Consider the following 16,044-nt stretch of genomic DNA (forward strand, 5'->3'; position numbering starts at 1 on the left):
ACCCGTAGTTGTGGCTGTGCACATTGGCCGGATCCGTCGCTGGAGGCGCATTCATGTCACACCGTCCGCCGAGTTCCCTGCCCGGTCGCCGCAGCGTGCTGCGCGGCTCGCTCGCCACGTCGGCGGCGCTGGCGCTGCCGGGTTCCGTCGCGCTCGGCTCGGTGCCGGCGCTGGCCCTGTCGGGACGGCCGAAGGCCGGCTGGGGTGTGCAGGCCGGGGACGTGACCGCGCACTCCGGGCTGGTGTGGGTACGGTCGGACCGTCCGGCGCGGATGATCGTCGAGACGTCCGCCACCGAGTCGTTCCGCGACCCGCGCAGATGGCACGGCCCGCTGCTCGGCGCCGGCACGGACTTCACCGGTACGACGCGGCTGCGCGGTCTGCCATCGGGCGAGCAGATCCACTACCGGGTGCTGCTCGCCGACCCGGACGACCCGCGCCGCACCGGCGAGCCTGTCACCGGCACGTTCCGTACGACATCGCTGAAACGGCGCTCCGGGGCGCGGTTCGTGTGGTCGGGCGACCTGGCCGGGCAGGGCTGGGGGATCAACCCCGACCGCGGCGGCTACCGCATCTTCGACGCGATGGGCGCGCTGGACCCGGACTTCTTCCTGTTCAGCGGCGACACGATCTACGCCGACGGCCCGATCGCGGCGACGGCGGCGCTCCCCGGCGGCGGCACCTGGCGGAACGTCACCACCGAGGAGAAGTCCAAGGTCGCGGAGACGCTGGCCGAGTTCCGGGGCAACTTCCGCTACAACCTGCTGGACGAGAACCTGAAGCGGTTCAACGCCCAGGTCCCGGCGATCGTGCAGTGGGACGACCACGAGGTCACCAACAACTGGTACCCGGGCGAGATCCTCACCGACACCCGGTACACCGAGAAGAGCGTGGACGTGCTGGCGGCACGGGCGCGGCGGGCCCTCGGCGAGTACTTCCCGATCTCCACGCTGCGGCCGGGCGCCCGGGAGGGCCGGGTGCACCGCGTGCTGCGCCACGGCCCCCTGCTGGACGTGTTCGTGCTGGACATGCGGACCTACCGCAACGCCAACTCGCCAGGCACGCAGACCACCGACGCGGTGGGCATTCTCGGCGCCGAGCAGCTGGAGTGGCTCAAGCGGGAGCTGTCGCGGTCGCGGGCGGTGTGGAAGGTGATCGCCTCCGACATGCCTCTCGGCCTGGTCGTACCGGACACCGGGGACGGCAAGCCGAACGTCGAGGCCGTGGCACAGGGCGACCCGGGCGCGCCGCTCGGGCGGGAGCTGCAGATCGCCGAGCTGCTGCGGTTCATCAAGCACCGGAAGATCACCGGCACGGTGTGGCTGACGGCCGATGTGCACTACACCTCGGCGCAGCACTACCAGCCGTCGCGGGCCGCCTTCACCGACTTCGAGCCGTTCTGGGAGTTCGTCTCCGGCCCGCTCAACGCCGGCGCCTTCCCGGCGAACGCGCTGGACAACACCTTCGGTCCCGAACGGGTGTTCATGAAAGCGCCGACCACGGCGAACGTGTCCCCCGCGGGCGGCTACCAGTTCTTCGGCGAGGTCGACATCGACGGTCACAGCGGGGAGTTGACGGTACGGCTGCGGGAGCAGGACGGGACCGTGCTCTACACGAAGGTGCTCCAGCCGGGTCGCGTCGGGCAGTGACCCCCGTGTCGTAGACCGATCGCCGGCCGACGCCCGCCGCCCCATCTGCCGCCTCACCTGCCGGCTCACCGGCCGGCCGGATCATCTCACCGGCTCGTTCCCGCAGGCTCGTTCTCGCAGGTCAGGGCCGATTGTCAGTGGTCGCTTCTACGGTTTTCCCATGACGCGATCTTTGCAGGCCGTGGCCTACACGCGACCCTCCGTGCTGGAGTCCGTGGCGGGCGGACACCGGCTGGGGCTGGAGACCTCACGGGGTGCGACCCCGACGGGGTTCGAGGACCATCCGCGGTTCTTCACGGGCTTCCTGACCTCCCCTCAGGTGGCCGCGGCGGGGCTGCTGGCGGTGGCCGACGTGGCGGCGGCGCGGTACCACCAGCAGCAGCTGCGGGCGTCGCTGGACCCGGTGGTGACGGGCAACGGGGACCGGCTGCGGTTCGAGTCGTTCTCGGGCTGCGGCGGGGTCTACGCCCGCCTGGACGTGCTGAAGCCGGGCCTCGACGGCGGCGAGGTGGGTCATGGCACGACCAATGTGGACGTCAACAACCCGCTGCGGGAGGCGCTGTCCCGGATCGGCGGGGACGATCCGCTCCATCTACGGGTCGGCCCCGAGGAGTTGGCGGTGACCACGGCCGCCGGTCCGGTGGTGGAGAAGAAGGTGCCGCTACCGGACCGCTGGCTGCGTGGTTTCGCCGAGGCCCAGGTGATCGCGGCCGGGTTCGATCTGCGGGCCGAGCTGCCGGCCGCCGAGGCGGTGCGCTTCCTGCGGTCACTGCCGCGTGGTGGCTCGCGCGGGGCCTCGCGGGGCGCCCAGTGGGTCGTGCCCGCCGGACGCGCCCTGCGGCCGACCACCCGGCCCGTCCCGGGCGCGGTGTGTCTGCCGGGCCCGGAGCGGCTGGTCGCCCTGCAGCGGGTCCTGCGCCATGCCACGGCCCTGCGCGTCTACGGTCCGCCCGCCACTGGTCAGGCCGCTCTCGCCAGTGCCTGGGAAGTCGTGTTGCCGGGCATGCGGCTCACCCTCACGCTGTCCCCGGAGGCCGCACGGGGCTTCTCCGGCGAGGGCGGTGTCCTGGACGCCCTCGCCACGGACGAGGCCGCCGAGGACGCGGAGCTGATCGCGGTCCTGCTGGCCTGGGAGCCGCGCGTCGACGTCGGGGACCTGGCCGCCTCCTCCGGCCTGCCGGCCGAGCGGGTGCGGGCGGCGCTGACCCGGCTGGGCACCTCGGGACGCGTCGGCTACGACACGGCGGAGGCCGCGTACTTTCACCGCGAACTCCCCTACGACGCCGACCGCGTCGAGCGCCACAATCCCCGCCTGCGCTCGGCCCGCGCCCTCGTGGCCGCGGGAGCCGTCTCCCTGGAGAACGGCCTCGGCACGGTCACCGCCGAGGACGGCCATGTCCACCGGGTACGGGACAGCGCGGGCACCCTCAGCTGCTCCTGCCTCTGGTGGGCGAAGTACCGGGGCGGCCGCGGTCCCTGCAAACACGCGCTGGCCGTGCGCATGGTCCGCCGCGGCGCGACGGCGGAACCGGGCAGGGCCGAGACCGGCGCCGAACGGGTCGGGACACCGACCGGCCCCGGGCCGGGCGGGCAGCGGGGCGGGGCGCGGGCCGAGACCAAGCCTGATGGCACACGGGCCGACGCCGGACAGGTCGACGGGGCACGGATCGAGGGGGGCGCGCGATGAGTTCGCAGGCGCTGATCAGCGCGGTGCGGTCGGGGAACCTGAGCGACCTCGTCGCTCTGGTGGACGGCATGGCGGACGGCGAACGTCGCGCGTGCATGCCGGAGTTGCGACAACTGCGCAAGGAGTTGCGGGCGGAGCCCTGGGATTTTCGGGCCCAGCGGGCGTATCCGGCGCTGCACGCGGCGGGCGCCGCCTGCCAGACGGGGGCCGCCGCCGTGGCGACCTGGCTCACCGGGTCCGAGCTGCGCTGGCGGCAGGCACCGCCGTCGGTCCTGATCGACGTGCTCGGTGACCGCGATCCCGACTGGCTCGCCGACGTCGTGCACCGGCTGGCGGAGCGCCCGCTCTCCGCCGACGTCCCGTACGAGCTGATGGCCGGCCTGGTCCGGCTCGCGGGCTGCCCGGTGCCCACGTCCGAGGCCTATGTGCGGGGCTGGATGGACCACATCGGCCGGACGCGCCGGGAGGCGGGCACGGTCATCGGGAACCTGCGCAAGGATCCGCATCTCAGGGAACTCGTCGCCGCGCTGTTCGAGATCGAGGAGATCGGCGCCCGCAGCGACTGGCGGTACGGCGACGGCCTGAACGACTGGACGTACGCCCTGACCCAGCTGACCCGGGTAGGCTTCCTGGACCGCAAGGTCATGGTCGACGGGTGTGTGGCGCGGCTGCTGCGCGGCGGCGGCTCCGCGGCGGACAACAAGGTCTTCCTGGGCCTGTTGACCGCGCTCGACCTCACCCGCGACGAACAGCGCGAGCGGATCCCGGACTGGACCGCCCTGTGCTCCGAGGCCCCCTCGACGGTGGCTGCGCACGCCCAGTCCGTCCTCGCGGGCTTCGCGCTGGACGACGAGCTGGGGTCGCGCCGGCTCGCCGAGATGTCCGGCGCGGTGCTCTTCCGCACCGAGAAGAAGCTCGTCCGGGCCCAGCTCATGTTGCTGGGCAAGGTGCTCAAGCGGGAGCCGTCCACCGTGGCCGCGCTGCTGCCCGTGGTGGCCCTGGCCTTCGGGCACGAGGACACGGATGTGCAGGAGCGGGCGCTGAAGCTGGTGGAGCGGCACCTCGGCGACCTCGATTCCGACACCGACCTCGATTCCGACACCGACTGCGACACCGACTCCGGCCCAGACGGCGGCGCCACGATCAGCGTCCGGGACGAGATCGCCGACGCTGCCGCCCGGTTGAGCCCCGGCCTGCGCGCCCGGGCCCGGCAGCTCCTCGGTGTCGCGGCCGCCGCACCCGCCCCCGAGGTCCACGAGGAACTGCTGCCGCCGGTGCCCCTGCCGACGCGCCTCGCGCCGGCGCCGGAGACGTTGGCCGAGCTCACCGAGGAGGTCGGCGCCCTGCTGGCCGCGCGCGACGAGGGCGCCGTGTTCGAGCGGACACTGGACGGGCTCGTACGGCATGCGCACCGCGACCGGGAAGCGCTGGTGGAGGCCCTCGGGACGACGACCGCCCGCGGCTGGTGGGACGGGATGAGCCCGGCCGCCCTCGACCAGCACTTCCGCACCAGGCCGCACGGCCTGGCGCTCGTCATCGCCACCCTCTTCGAACGGGTGGACACCGAGACGCTGCGTTCGGTGCGGTACGGGGCCGCCGAGTCCTCCGGCTGTGTGCACGACGGCCTGCTCTGGGCGTTCAACGCCCGGCTGCGGGAGATCTCGTACCGGATCCGTACCGACCCGCTGCCGTTCCTGCTGTCGACGCCCAGCTGGAGCACGGGTTCGCTGGAACCGGCGGACCTGGTGGAGCGGCTGGACGCCTACCGGCGGTCGGGGGCCCGCCCGGGCGAGGTGGACTTCGCGCAGGCGCTGCTCCGCGTGCGCCGCGACGACCCGGCCGCGCTCGCGTCCGCCGCGGTGGCGGCTCGGGAGCTGGGCACGAGGGCAGGGGACCGGCTGGCCGAGTGGCTGCTGACCGAGGTGCCGTCCCAGCCGTTGGAGCGCAGCCGTACGGCCGGGCCCCGAATCCTGGTGGAGTTCGGTGAACTGCCCGAGTTGCAGGGCGAGTCGTTCCCACCGGAGTTCCGTCGGCTGGGCCGCCCGTTGTCCGTGTACGCGGAGCGCTCGTACTGCCACCACTGGGGCGACACGAACTGGCGGCACTGGCTGGCCATGGTGCCGAACCGGCCGGAGCTCGTGGCGGGGCGCGTCCTGCGCGATCTCTCGATGAGTGTCATCGACGACGGCACACAGGCCGGGTTCTCGTTCCTGCCGGTACTCGCCGAGGCGGAGGGCGAAGCGGGTCCGGCCGTGCATCTCTGCGTCGCCTACGGGCTGGGCGCGCGGCGCCCGGAGGACCGGCTCGCCGCTGTGGACGCCTTGCTGGTGCTGGCGGCTCGTGGGCAGTTGGACGCGGAGCGGCTGGGCGCCGACCTGGGAAAGCTCGCGGCGCTGGGAAGCGTGAAGCCGTCGCGGCTCGCCGAGGCGATACGGACGGTCGCGGCGACCGGGGCGTACGGCACCGGCTGGTCGGTGCTGCGGAACACCCTGCCGCCGCTGCTGGCCGAACTCGCGGGCGAGGGGGCGGCGAAGACGCCGGCGCGTGGCCTCGGAGATCTCCTGGCCGTCGCCGCCGAATGCGTGGAGCGGTCCGGGGCACACGGGGAGCTGCCCCATCTCGCCACGGCGGCTCAGCGGCGGGGCTCGTCCCGGCTGGTGACCCAGGCCCGGCGGCTGCGCGCGGCGCTGGCGGAGGCGCCCGTCTGACCTCTACGGTCACCGTTGGCATCGGTTCCGACAGCATCAGTCATACAAAAAGCAACAAAGGGTGCGGAACGATGCTTTTACCGGTCAGTCACAAAGCGTTCGTGATCACGCAACACCGTTCGTTCACAGTGGCCCCATGACTCCAGACATGTCTGATGTGACGCGGGCGAAGAACGCCCGCCCGGTACACCACCGGCTGCTGTCGGCCACGGCCGGCTTCCGTAGCTGGTGGGAACGGCGCCACGGTCACGCGCCGCCGACGGGCGATACCGACGCCCGGCCGCCGCTCGCCGAGGGGCAGCAGGCCGGGCCGTCCGAGGCGGTCGGCGCGGTGGTCACCGGTGCGACCCTGATGTGGCGGATGCGGACGACGGTGAAGGACGAACCCGGTTCGCTGGCCGCGCTGTGCACGGCACTGGCGGTGCACAGCGTCGACATCCTCAGCCTGCAGACCCACCCGCTGGCCGAGGGCACGGTCGACGACTTCCTGCTCCGGGCGCCCGAGGAACTGTCGGCCGCCGAGATCGGCCGGGCCGTGTCGGAGGCGGGTGGCACCGGCACCTGGATCGAGCGCGGTGACGCCCACGACCTGGTGGACGCACCGACCCGGATCCTCGGCCTGGCCACGCGTACGGCGCTGGACGCGGCGGAACTCCCGCTCGCGCTGCGGCAGTTGCTGGGCCGTTGCACCATCCGCTCGCTGCCCGCCACCGCTCCCGGCTCGGGCCGGGCACAGGAGAGCGCCCCGGTCGAAGGGGTGCTGGAGGAGACGGTGATGCGGCTGCGGGCGCCGGAGGGTGGGGTGATCACGGTGGAGCGGCCGTATCTGCCGTTCACCCCGACGGAGTTCGCGCGGGCGCGGGCGCTGGTGGAGCTGGACGCGCGGCTGGGGCCGCGGATCCCGCGCAGCCAGGACGTGCTGACGCTGCCGGAGGGCAACGACCTCATGGTGCGGCGCGCCGACGCCGGGGACCTGCGGGCGGCGAAGGCGATGCACGAGCGGTGCTCCGCGCGCACGCTGAGCATGCGGTACCACGGGCCCGTCGGCGACGCGGACCGCTATCTCAGGCATCTGCTGAGCCCGCGCTTCGGGCGGACGCTCGCCGCGCAGACGGCCTCGGGGCGCCTCGTCGGCCTCGGTCATCTGCTGTGGGACGGCGACGAGACGGAGATCGCGCTGCTCGTCGAGGACGAGTGGCAGCGGCGTGGGATCGGCGGTGAGCTGCTTCGCCGACTGGTGGACATGGCGGCCGAGACGGGCTGCGAGAACGTGTACGTGGTGACGCAGTCGTCCAACACGGGGATGGTCGCGGCGATGCGGGGGCTCGAACTGCCGCTCGACTATCAGATCGAGGAGGGGACGCTGGTGATCACCGCGCGGCTGGATGAGGGCACGGTCGCGTCGCGTGCGGCGCGACGTCGCGAACGACCGGTCGGAATGACCGAGTAGCACCGGGGGGCTTGTGAGCCGTTGTCGGGTGCGGGTGCGTGGGGGCTGGTCGCGCGGTTCCCCGCGCCCCTGAAGGGCGCGGCTGCGGGGCGGTGGTTACACGGCCCCGCACGCCCGAGCAACTCGGATCAGCCCTGGTGACCGGCAGGAAACCCCGGTGACCTGGATCAGCCCGAGTACTCAGGCCCGCCTCGTGGACAGCACGGCCCTCTCGTCAGCGGTCCGCTCCCCCATCGCCCCCTCAGCCCCCATCTCCATCCCCATCCCCAACGCGCCGTCCAGATCAGCCCACAGATCCTCCACGTCCTCCAGCCCCACCGACATCCGCAGCAGCCGGTCGCTCACCCCGGCGCCCCGACGGTCCGTCTCCTCCACGATGCGGTGGCTGATGGAGGCCGGGTGCTGGATGAGGGTGTCGACGCTGCCGAGGCTGACGGCGGGGGTGATCAGGCGGACGGAGGCGATGACGTCGTGGGGATCGCCGTGGACCTCGAAGGCGATCATGGCGCCGCCGATGCGCGGGTAGTGGACGCGGGCGACGCGCGGGTCGGCGGCGAGGCGGCGGACGAGTTCCGCGGCGGTCGCGGAGGCCGCGCGGACGCGGACCGGGAGCGTCGACAGCCCGCGCAGCAGGAGGTAGCCGGCGAGCGGGTGGAGGACACCGCCGGTGGCGAAGCGGACCTGGCGCAGCCGCCCGGCGAACTCCTCGTCGCAGGCCACGACGCCGGCCATCACGTCACCATGACCGCCGAGGTACTTGGTGGCGCTGTGCAGGACCAGCCGGGCACCCTGCTCGACCGGGCGTTGCAGGACGGGTGTGGCGAAGGTGTTGTCCGCGAGGAGCGGGACCGAGCCGCAGGCGTGGGCGAGGGCCCGCAGGTCGAGTTCGGCGAGGGTCGGGTTGGCCGGGGACTCGACCAGGACCAGGCCCGTGTCGGGGCGCAGCGCGTCCGCGACGCCGGCCGGGTCGACCCAGGTGACCTCGGTGCCGAGCAGCCCCGCGGTGAGGAGATGGTCGCTGCAGCCGTACAGGGGTCGTACGGCGACGACGTGGCGCAGGCCCATCGAGGCGCGGACCAGGAGCACGGCGGTCAGTGCGGCCATACCGCTGGCGAAGGCGACGGCGCTCTCGGCGCCTTCGAGGCGGGCAAGGGCGGTCTCGAAGCGGGAGACGGTCGGGTTGCCGAGCCGTCCGTAGACCGGCGGGCCCTCCGGCTCGGCGCCGTCGCCGGCGAAGGCGTCGATACGGGCGGCCTCGCCGCGGCTGTCGTACGAGGGGTAGGTGGTCGACAGGTCGATCGGCGGGACGTGCAGGCCCTGACGCGCGAGGTCGTCGCGGCCGGCGTGCACGGCCTCGGTGGCCAGTGCTCTCGGCGTGGTGCGTGCGTGGTCGTACGCGTGCGTGCTCGCTGAGTTCATGGGCGTCAGAGTGAACAACGGCCGGGCTGGGGTGATCGAACGCCGTGTTACGTTCGAACAATGACCGAATCCGTCGTACTCGATCCGGTGGACCTCCATCTGCTGCGGCTGTTGCAGAACGACGCCCGGACGACGTACCGGGATCTCGCGGCGCAGGTCGGGGTCGCGCCGTCGACGTGTCTGGACCGGGTGACGCGGCTGCGGCGCGCGGGCGTGATCCTCGGGCATCAGCTGCGGCTGGATCCGGCCAAGCTGGGGCGTGGGCTGGAGGCGCTGCTGTCGGTGCAGGTCAGGCCGCATCGACGGGAGCTGGTGGGGCCGTTCGTGGAGCGGATCCGGGCGTTGCCCGAGTCACGGACCGTCTACCACCTCACCGGGCCGGACGACTATCTCGTGCATGTCGCGGTCGCGGACATGGCGGATCTGCAGCGGCTGGTGCTCGACGGGTTCACGTCACGGCGCGAGGTGGCGCGGGTGGAGACCCGGTTGATCTTCCAGCAGTGGGACTGCGGGCCGCTGCTGCCGCCGGACATCGAACGCCATGCGCCGTGAGACCTCCGGCCCCAGCCTGCGACCTCTCCGGCCCTCCGGACGCGGATCACGCCCTGAGCGGAATCCGGCCGACGTAAGGTTCAAGCGCCCGTTAAGCAGCTGACGCCACCCCCGCCGCCGTACCAAGATTGTCGGCATGTCTGACACCAAGAGCCCCCTGCCCCGCGAGGTCGCCGACGCCTACGTCGACGACCTCATCGCCCTCGACCCCGTGACCGGCACGTACCTGGGTGTGAAGGAGAGTTCCAGCAGGTTGCCGGACACCTCGCCGGCGGGTCAGGAGGCCCGGGCGGAGCTGATCCGGGCGACGCTCGCGCGGCTCGACGAGGCCGAACGGCAGCCGGGCGCGAACAGTGACGCCGAGCGCCGGTGCGCGCGCCTGCTGCGCGAGCGCCTGACGGCGGAACTGGCCGTGCACGAGGCCGACGAGGGGCTGCGTGCGGTCGGCAACATGGTCACGCCGCCGCACGAGGTGCGCGAGGTCTTCACCATCACCCCGTCCGAGACCGAGGAGGACTGGGCGGCGATCGCGGAGCGACTGCGCGCGGTGCCGACGGCGTACGCCGGGTACCGCGCGTCCCTCGCGCTCGGCCTGGAGCGCAAGCTGTACGCGGGCCCCCGCCCGACCGCGACGTTCATCGGCCAGCTCACCGAGTGGGCGGACACGGACGGTTCGGGGCGCGGCTGGTTCGAGGACTTCGCGTCGGCGGGCCCCGAGTCGCTGCGCGGTGAACTGGACGAGGCCGCCCGCGCGGCCACCCGGGCCGTGGTGGAGCTGCGCGACTGGATGCGGGACGTGTACGCCCCGGCCGTCGAGGGTGCGCCGGACACGGTCGGCCGGGAGCGCTACGGCAAGCTGGTCCGCTACTTCACCGGCTCGGACCTGGACCTCGACGAGGCGTACGCGTACGGCTGGGCCGAGTTCCACCGGCTGCTCGGCGAGATGAAGCAGGAGGCGGCGAAGATCCTGCCCGGCGCCGAGACGCCGTGGGTGGCACTCGCGCACCTGGACGAGCACGGCCGGCACATCGAGGGTGTCGACGAGGTCCGCGACTGGCTGCAGTCCCTGATGGACGAGGCGATCGAGGCGCTGGACGGCACGCACTTCGACCTCGCCGAGCCGGTCCGCAAGGTCGAGTCGTGCATCGCCCCGCCCGGCGGCGCGGCGGCCCCGTACTACTCGGCCCCGACCGAGGACTTCTCCCGCCCGGGCCGCACCTGGCTGCCGACGATGGGCGCGACCCGCTTCCCGGTGTACGACCTGGTGTCCACCTGGTACCACGAGGGCGTCCCCGGCCACCACCTCCAGCTCGCGCAGTGGGTGTACGTCAAGGACGACCTGTCCCGTTACCAGGCCACGATCGGCGGGGTGAGCGCCAACGCCGAGGGCTGGGCCCTGTACGCGGAGCGGCTCATGGACGAGCTGGGCTTCCTCAAGGACGCGGAGGAGCGGCTCGGCTACCTGGACGCGCAGATGATGCGGGCGGCCCGGGTCATCGTCGACATCGGCATGCACCTGGAGCTGGAGATCCCGGCGGACTCCCCCTTCCACCCGGGCGAGCGCTGGACCGTCGAGCTGGCCCAGGAGTTCTTCGGCGCCCACAGCAGCCGCCCGGCGGACTTCGTGGAGAGCGAGCTGACGCGCTATCTGACGATGCCGGGCCAGGCCATCGGCTACAAGCTCGGCGAACGCGCCTGGCTGCTGGGCCGGGAGAACGCGAAGCGGCGCCACGGCGACGCCTTCGACGCCAAGGCCTGGCACATGGCCGCGCTGTCCCAGGGCTCCCTGGGCCTGGACGACCTGGTGGACGAGCTGTCCCGGCTGTGAGGGGCCGGCCGGGCCCACCGCCGTCCGCGGCAGGGCCCGGCGTCGCGCCGGTTCAGTCCGTGAGAGGTCTCACCCGCACGAGGCCGAGCCAGGTCTCCGGGCCCGTCGCGACCTGGGCGGCGCGAACCCCGTAGTGGCCGGGGTCCAGCTCCACCCGTACGTGGTCCGTCTCCCGGAAGGCGTTCCCGGGCCAGACGGCGTCGAACAGGACGACCGGACCCGGCACCCGCCACCGCACCTCCGGCTCCCAGGCGGCCGTGTCGAGGGCCGCCGGGACGTCCGCGAGGAGTTCGGCCTCGGAGTCGGCCGCGTACCAGCGGACGAAGGTGCCGTGCTCGGGCAGGTACGTGGTGGAGGCGGGTTCGTGGCCGAGGACCAGGGCGCGGGTGTCGCCGACCGGCAGCAGGCCGACGTGTCCGTCGATGTCACAGGCCCGGTCGTAGTCGGACGACGTCTCGTCGCCGTTGGCGCCCGCCCAGAACGCCAGCACCGCTTCCGGTATCGCTATGAGCGGTCCGCCGCTCGACTCCACCCACCGCACCACATCGGGAACCACCGCAGCATCCACGTATCCAGCCATGCCCAGAAGCTACACGGCGTCCGCGGTACCTAACTCGCCACCCCCGAGGGCTTGTTGACAGTTTGTCAGCAACCGCAGTCGTCGGCACCCACCGGCGTGGTCAGCGGGTCGGCACCGCCCGTCGCCTCGCCCTCCCAGGTCTCGTAGGTGAGGCCCTCGCGCGCCCAGTACTCGAAGCCGCCGAGCATCTCCTTGACCTGGAAGCCGAGTTCGGCGAGGGCGAGAGCGGCGCGGGCCGCGCCGTTGCAGGCGGGGCTCCAGCAGTAGGTGACGACCGGCACGGACTTGTCGAGCAGCCGCTCGGCCTGCTCGGGGATGAGCGCCGTGGGCAGGTGGACCGCGCGCGGGATGTGGCCCTGATCCCAGGACTCGGTGGAGCGGGAGTCGAGGACGACGAAGCCGGGGTCGCCGTCGGCGGCGAGGGCGGCGGCCACGTCGGACACGTCGGTGTGGAAGGCGAGGCCGGCCCGGAAGTACGCGGCGGCCTCGGTCGGAGCGGCGGGTGCGACGCGCAGGACGGAGTTGACGGCGGACGTGGTGGTGACGCTCATGAGCTGGCCTTTCCCTCGCGGAGGTCCTTGTTTCCCTGACCAGAAATCTACGAACGAAGAGCCGCCGTCTGAAGGCGCGTTCCACGGTCCAGGTCTTGATCGGCCGGGGATTCCCCTGCTATCCATCGGACATGACCACGAATCCCCCGTACGAGCCCGACGCCACCGACTGGCGCGTTCTGGAGGTTCTCCAGCGCGAGGGCCGGGCCAGCTTCGCCGAGCTGGCCCGTGCCGTGTCGATGTCGGCGAGCGCCGTGACCGAGCGGGTCCGGCGGCTGGAGGAGGCGGGCGTGATCCGGGGGTACACGGCCGTCGTGGACCCGGAGCGGCTGGGGCTGCCCATCCTGGCGTTCGTCCGCCTCCGCTACCCCAACGGGAACTACAAGCCGTTCCACGACCTGGTGGCCGTCACGCCCGAGATCCTGGAGGCACATCACGTCACGGGCGACGACTGCTTCGTGATCAAGGTCGCCACCCGTTCGATGCGCCATCTGGAGGAGGTGTCGGGCAAGATCGGCACACTGGGGTCGGTGACGACGAGCGTCGTCTACTCCTCACCTCTCCCCCGGCGGCCCCTGGGGCACTGACGGCCCGTGGCCAGTGACGGCCCCTGGGTCAGTGCCGGTCACCGGCCTCGCTGCCGCACGACCGACCCGGTCCGCTCCTTCACGACCTCCAGCTGCGCGTGGACGCGCCGCCGCAGATCGGCGACATGGCTGACGATGCCGACGCTGCGGTCGCGTTCGCGGAGCGCGTCGAGGACGTCGAGGACCTCGTCGAGGGTCTGTTCGTCGAGGCTGCCGAACCCCTCGTCGATGAAGAGGGTGTCGAGCCGTACGCCGCCCGCCTCGTCGGTGACGACGTCGGCCAGGCCGAGGGCGAGCGCGAGGGAGGCGAAGAACGTCTCGCCGCCGGAGAGCGTGGCCGTGTCCCGCTCCCGCCCGGTCCAGGCGTCCACGACGTGCAGCCCGAGCCCGCTGCGACCGCGCCCGGCCCGGTCGTCGGAGTGGACGAGGGTGTAGCGGCCCGAGGACATGCGCTGGAGCCGTACGGTCGCGGCTGCGGCGACCTGTTCCAGGCGGGCGGCGAGGACGTACGCCTCCAGGCGCATCTTGCGCTCGTTGTCGGCGGAGGTGCCGGCCGTGAGCCCCGCCATCCGGGCGACGCGGTCGTACTCCTCCCGCAGCGGTGCCAGCCGGCGTACGGAGGCGGTGGCCCGCGCGGACAGCCGGTCGAGTTCGGCGCGGCGCCGCTCGGCGGCGTCCCACGCGGAGACGGTGTCCTGGAGTCGCCGGGCGGCGGCCACCGCGTCCTGCTCGGCGGTCGCGAGGTCGGCGGGCGGCCGCTGGGCGGCGGCGGCCGTCTCGGCCTCGGCGAGCACGGCCCGGACGGCCGCCTCCTCCGACTGCCGGGCGTCGAGGCGGTGTTGGAGGTCACGGTGGGCGGCGTCGCCGAGGACGGCGGCGGCTGCGGCCTGCGGGGTGTCGAACCCGGCACGGAAGGCAGCGTCGGCGAGACGCGCGTCGGCGTCCTTGAGGCGCTGCGCGGTGTCGTCGGCCACCCGGGCGGCCTCGGCGGCCCCGCCGAGCAGCGCGGCCCTCCGCTCCAACTGCGCGGCCCGCACGGCCACGCTCTCGGCGTCACCCCGGGCCTGCGTCAACTCCCCTTCCAAGGAAGCCCGTTCCCGCTCCAGCGCGTCCCGCCGGGTGTCGCGGGACGCGGCCCGCACGGCCGCCTCCTGCTGGGCGGCGATCCGCCGGTCCCGCTCACGTTCGGCGTGCAGCAGGGCTTCCTGTGCGGGATGCAGTCCGGAGGCGTCCACCCGCGCCTGCGCGTATCGCTCCTCCAACTCTTCGACCAGCGAGGCGAGTCGACCCGTCGGCTCGTCACCGGCCTCGGCGCTCGCGGCGGCGTGGGCCTGCCGTACGACACCCAGTCGCCGCTCGGCCTCGGCCCGCTCCTCGTCGGCGCGCTGGAACGCGGCGAGCGCCCGCTCCTCCGTCTCGCGGTCCACGTGCCCGGAGACCTTCTGAGCCGGCTCGGGGTGTTCGGTGCCACCGCAGACGGCGCACGGCTGCCCCTCGACGAGTCCGGCGGCGAGCTCCGCCGCGATGCCCGACAGCCGCTGTTCCTTGAGGTCCAGCCAGTGGGCGCGCGCCTCGACCGACCGCTCGGCCAGCCTGAGCACCCGCGCCTGGGCGTCGTCGGTGTCGCGCCCGAGCTGGTCCCGCAGTCGTGCGGCCGCGAGCCGTTTCTCGGCGGGTTCCCGCTGCACGGCGAGCTGTTCGGCACGGGTGGCGGCCTCCTGGGCGGACTCGATACGGGTCCGCAGCTCCGCCCGGGTCGACTCCCACTCGGTCAGCCAGCCCTCGGCGTCCTGGAGGACGTCCTCGTCGGCCCGCTCCTCGCCGTCCAACTCCGCCTGCTCAGTGAGGAGGACGGCCAGTCGCCGCTCCGCGCGGCGGGCCGACTCCAGACCGCCCAGCTCCTCCGACGCCCTGCGGGCGGCGGCGGCGAGCCCGGCGGCGCCTTCGTCGGCGTATGTCCCCGACAGCCGGGCACGCGCGTCCTCCTCGTCAGCGCTCGCCCACCGGTGCTCGCGCTCGGCCTCGTCCCGCAGCTCCAGCGCGGGCACCACGGCCTCCGCCTTGCGGGCCCGCTCCATCCGCGCCCGGTCCTCCCGGTGGGCGTGGGCCCGCTCCTCCAGCCGCGCGGCGCGCTCCCGCGCCTCCGCGAACCGCCGTTGCAGCCGCGCCACTTCGCGTACGTCGTCCAGTACGCGATCGGCGGCGGCCCGCGCCGACTCGGCCGCCGCCCGCGCGCAGTGGGCGACGGTGAGCCGTTCACGCGCGGTGCTCCGGGCGATGGCGGCCCAGCCCAGCACGGCCTCGGCCAGCCCGGGGTCGCCGGGCGCCAGCTCGGGCAGCTCCGGGGCGTCTCCCGCCGCCTGCTGCATGCGGTGGGCGTCGGCGAGCAGCGCCGCGTCGCCCTCGCGCACCCGGGCCTCGGTCGCCCGGCGCCGGTCGGCGAGCCGCTTCTCCACGGCGGCGAAGTGATGGGTGTCGAAGAGACGGCCCAGCAGCCTGCCCCGGGCCTCGGCGTCGGCGCGCAGAAAGCGCGCGAAGTCGCCCTGGGGCAACAGCACGACCTGGCAGAACTGCTCCCGGCTCATCCCCAGGACCTGGGTGATCTCCTCGCCGATCTCCTGGTGGGAGCGGCTGAGGTCCTTCCAGGACGCCGCGACCGCGTCGTACTCGCGCAGCCGGCTCTGCGCCTTGTCGACCGTGGTCCCGGGGCGGTTCCCCTTCTTGGGCCGCTCCCAGGGCGGCTGCCGGGTGATCTCCAAGCGGCGTCCGGCGACGGTGAGTTCGAGGCGGACCTCGGTGCGCGTCGAGGGTGCCGCGTGGTCACTGCGCAGGGTCATGCCCTGGCCGCTCTGCCGGGCGCCCGGCACCGAGCCGTACAGCGCGTAGCAGACGGCGTCCAGGACCGAGGTCTTGCCGGCGCCGGTCGGGCCGTGCAGCAGGAAGAGCCCGGCCGCCGAGAGATCGTCGAAGTCGACGGACTGGGCGCCGCCGAAGGGGCCGAAGGCCGTGATGTCGAGCCGGTGCAGCCTCATC

At 73.3% G+C, this 16,044-nt stretch carries 11 protein-coding genes; 7 read left to right on the top strand and 4 right to left on the bottom strand.

The genetic code is table 11. The features are described 5' to 3' along the window. The first annotated feature begins 53 nt into the window (after positions 1-53). From OG202_RS08625 to OG202_RS08640, 4 genes are all read left to right on the top strand, one after another. Entirely contained in the window at positions 54-1,649 is a 1,596-nt protein-coding gene (locus tag OG202_RS08625; protein WP_326584297.1) for an alkaline phosphatase D family protein, read from the top strand. Positions 1,650-1,809: 160 nt separating this feature from the next. Then, positions 1,810-3,336: an SWIM zinc finger family protein gene (locus OG202_RS08630; RefSeq protein ID WP_327730722.1), complete on the top strand. Its 1,527-nt coding sequence runs from the start codon at positions 1,810-1,812 to the stop codon at positions 3,334-3,336. Next, on the top strand, positions 3,333-6,044 hold the full coding sequence (locus OG202_RS08635) for a DUF7824 domain-containing protein (protein ID WP_327730721.1): 2,712 nt from the start codon (positions 3,333-3,335) through the stop codon (positions 6,042-6,044). Before OG202_RS08630 ends, OG202_RS08635 begins: the two co-directional genes overlap by 4 nt. Positions 6,045-6,192: 148 nt before the next feature. Further along, positions 6,193-7,494 (top strand): GNAT family N-acetyltransferase, encoded by a 1,302-nt coding sequence (locus tag OG202_RS08640; protein WP_327730720.1) that lies wholly within the window; start codon positions 6,193-6,195, stop codon positions 7,492-7,494. A gap of 180 nt (positions 7,495-7,674) precedes the next feature. On the opposite strand, the gene OG202_RS08645 is transcribed toward OG202_RS08640, so the two are convergent. Then, positions 7,675-8,913 (bottom strand): trans-sulfuration enzyme family protein, encoded by a 1,239-nt coding sequence (locus OG202_RS08645; RefSeq protein WP_327730719.1) that lies wholly within the window; start codon positions 8,911-8,913, stop codon positions 7,675-7,677. A 60-nt stretch (positions 8,914-8,973) separates the two neighbouring features. Here OG202_RS08645 and OG202_RS08650 point away from each other — a divergent pair, with 60 nt between their 5' ends. Further along, the gene (locus OG202_RS08650; protein WP_326584292.1) at positions 8,974-9,465 is read left to right on the top strand and encodes an Lrp/AsnC family transcriptional regulator; all 492 of its coding nucleotides are present in this window, start codon (positions 8,974-8,976) and stop codon (positions 9,463-9,465) included. 136 nt (positions 9,466-9,601) lie between these two features. After that, positions 9,602-11,293, top strand: coding sequence for a DUF885 domain-containing protein (locus OG202_RS08655; protein WP_327730718.1), 1,692 nt, complete (start codon positions 9,602-9,604; stop codon positions 11,291-11,293). A 52-nt stretch (positions 11,294-11,345) separates the two neighbouring features. On the opposite strand, the gene OG202_RS08660 is transcribed toward OG202_RS08655, so the two are convergent. Both OG202_RS08660 and OG202_RS08665 read right to left on the bottom strand, forming a co-directional pair. Beyond that, positions 11,346-11,873 carry an immunity 21 family protein gene (locus OG202_RS08660; RefSeq protein ID WP_328222565.1) on the bottom strand — a complete coding sequence of 176 codons (528 nt, stop codon included), beginning with the start codon at positions 11,871-11,873 and terminating at the stop codon, positions 11,346-11,348. Positions 11,874-11,938: 65 nt separating this feature from the next. Continuing rightward, positions 11,939-12,424 carry a rhodanese-like domain-containing protein gene (locus OG202_RS08665; protein ID WP_327730716.1) on the bottom strand — a complete coding sequence of 162 codons (486 nt, stop codon included), beginning with the start codon at positions 12,422-12,424 and terminating at the stop codon, positions 11,939-11,941. Positions 12,425-12,555: 131 nt separating this feature from the next. Between OG202_RS08665 and OG202_RS08670 the strand changes: the two genes are divergently transcribed. Continuing rightward, positions 12,556-13,011, top strand: a complete 456-nt coding sequence (locus OG202_RS08670; RefSeq protein ID WP_327730715.1) for an Lrp/AsnC family transcriptional regulator — start codon at positions 12,556-12,558, stop codon at positions 13,009-13,011. Between the two features lie 38 nt (positions 13,012-13,049). Here the strand turns inward: OG202_RS08670 and OG202_RS08675 are convergent, their stop codons facing one another. Then, positions 13,050-16,043 (bottom strand): SMC family ATPase, encoded by a 2,994-nt coding sequence (locus OG202_RS08675; RefSeq protein WP_327730714.1) that lies wholly within the window; start codon positions 16,041-16,043, stop codon positions 13,050-13,052. Between the last annotated feature and the right edge of the window lies 1 nt (position 16,044).

Source organism: Streptomyces sp. NBC_00310 (assembly GCF_036208085.1).
GTDB lineage: Bacteria > Actinomycetota > Actinomycetes > Streptomycetales > Streptomycetaceae > Streptomyces.

Excerpts from the sequence above, each read along its gene's own strand:
- OG202_RS08625 (WP_326584297.1), top strand. The coding sequence starts at position 54 with ATGTCACACCGTCCGCCGAGTTCCCTGCCCGGTCGCCGCAGCGTGCTG.
- OG202_RS08630 (WP_327730722.1), top strand. The coding sequence starts at position 1,810 with ATGACGCGATCTTTGCAGGCCGTGGCCTACACGCGACCCTCCGTGCTG.
- OG202_RS08635 (WP_327730721.1), top strand. The coding sequence starts at position 3,333 with ATGAGTTCGCAGGCGCTGATCAGCGCGGTGCGGTCGGGGAACCTGAGC.
- OG202_RS08640 (WP_327730720.1), top strand. The coding sequence starts at position 6,193 with ATGTCTGATGTGACGCGGGCGAAGAACGCCCGCCCGGTACACCACCGG.
- OG202_RS08645 (WP_327730719.1), bottom strand. The coding sequence starts at position 8,913 with ATGAACTCAGCGAGCACGCACGCGTACGACCACGCACGCACCACGCCG.
- OG202_RS08650 (WP_326584292.1), top strand. The coding sequence starts at position 8,974 with ATGACCGAATCCGTCGTACTCGATCCGGTGGACCTCCATCTGCTGCGG.
- OG202_RS08655 (WP_327730718.1), top strand. The coding sequence starts at position 9,602 with ATGTCTGACACCAAGAGCCCCCTGCCCCGCGAGGTCGCCGACGCCTAC.
- OG202_RS08660 (WP_328222565.1), bottom strand. The coding sequence starts at position 11,873 with ATGGCTGGATACGTGGATGCTGCGGTGGTTCCCGATGTGGTGCGGTGG.
- OG202_RS08665 (WP_327730716.1), bottom strand. The coding sequence starts at position 12,424 with ATGAGCGTCACCACCACGTCCGCCGTCAACTCCGTCCTGCGCGTCGCA.
- OG202_RS08670 (WP_327730715.1), top strand. The coding sequence starts at position 12,556 with ATGACCACGAATCCCCCGTACGAGCCCGACGCCACCGACTGGCGCGTT.
- OG202_RS08675 (WP_327730714.1), bottom strand. The coding sequence starts at position 16,043 with ATGAGGCTGCACCGGCTCGACATCACGGCCTTCGGCCCCTTCGGCGGC.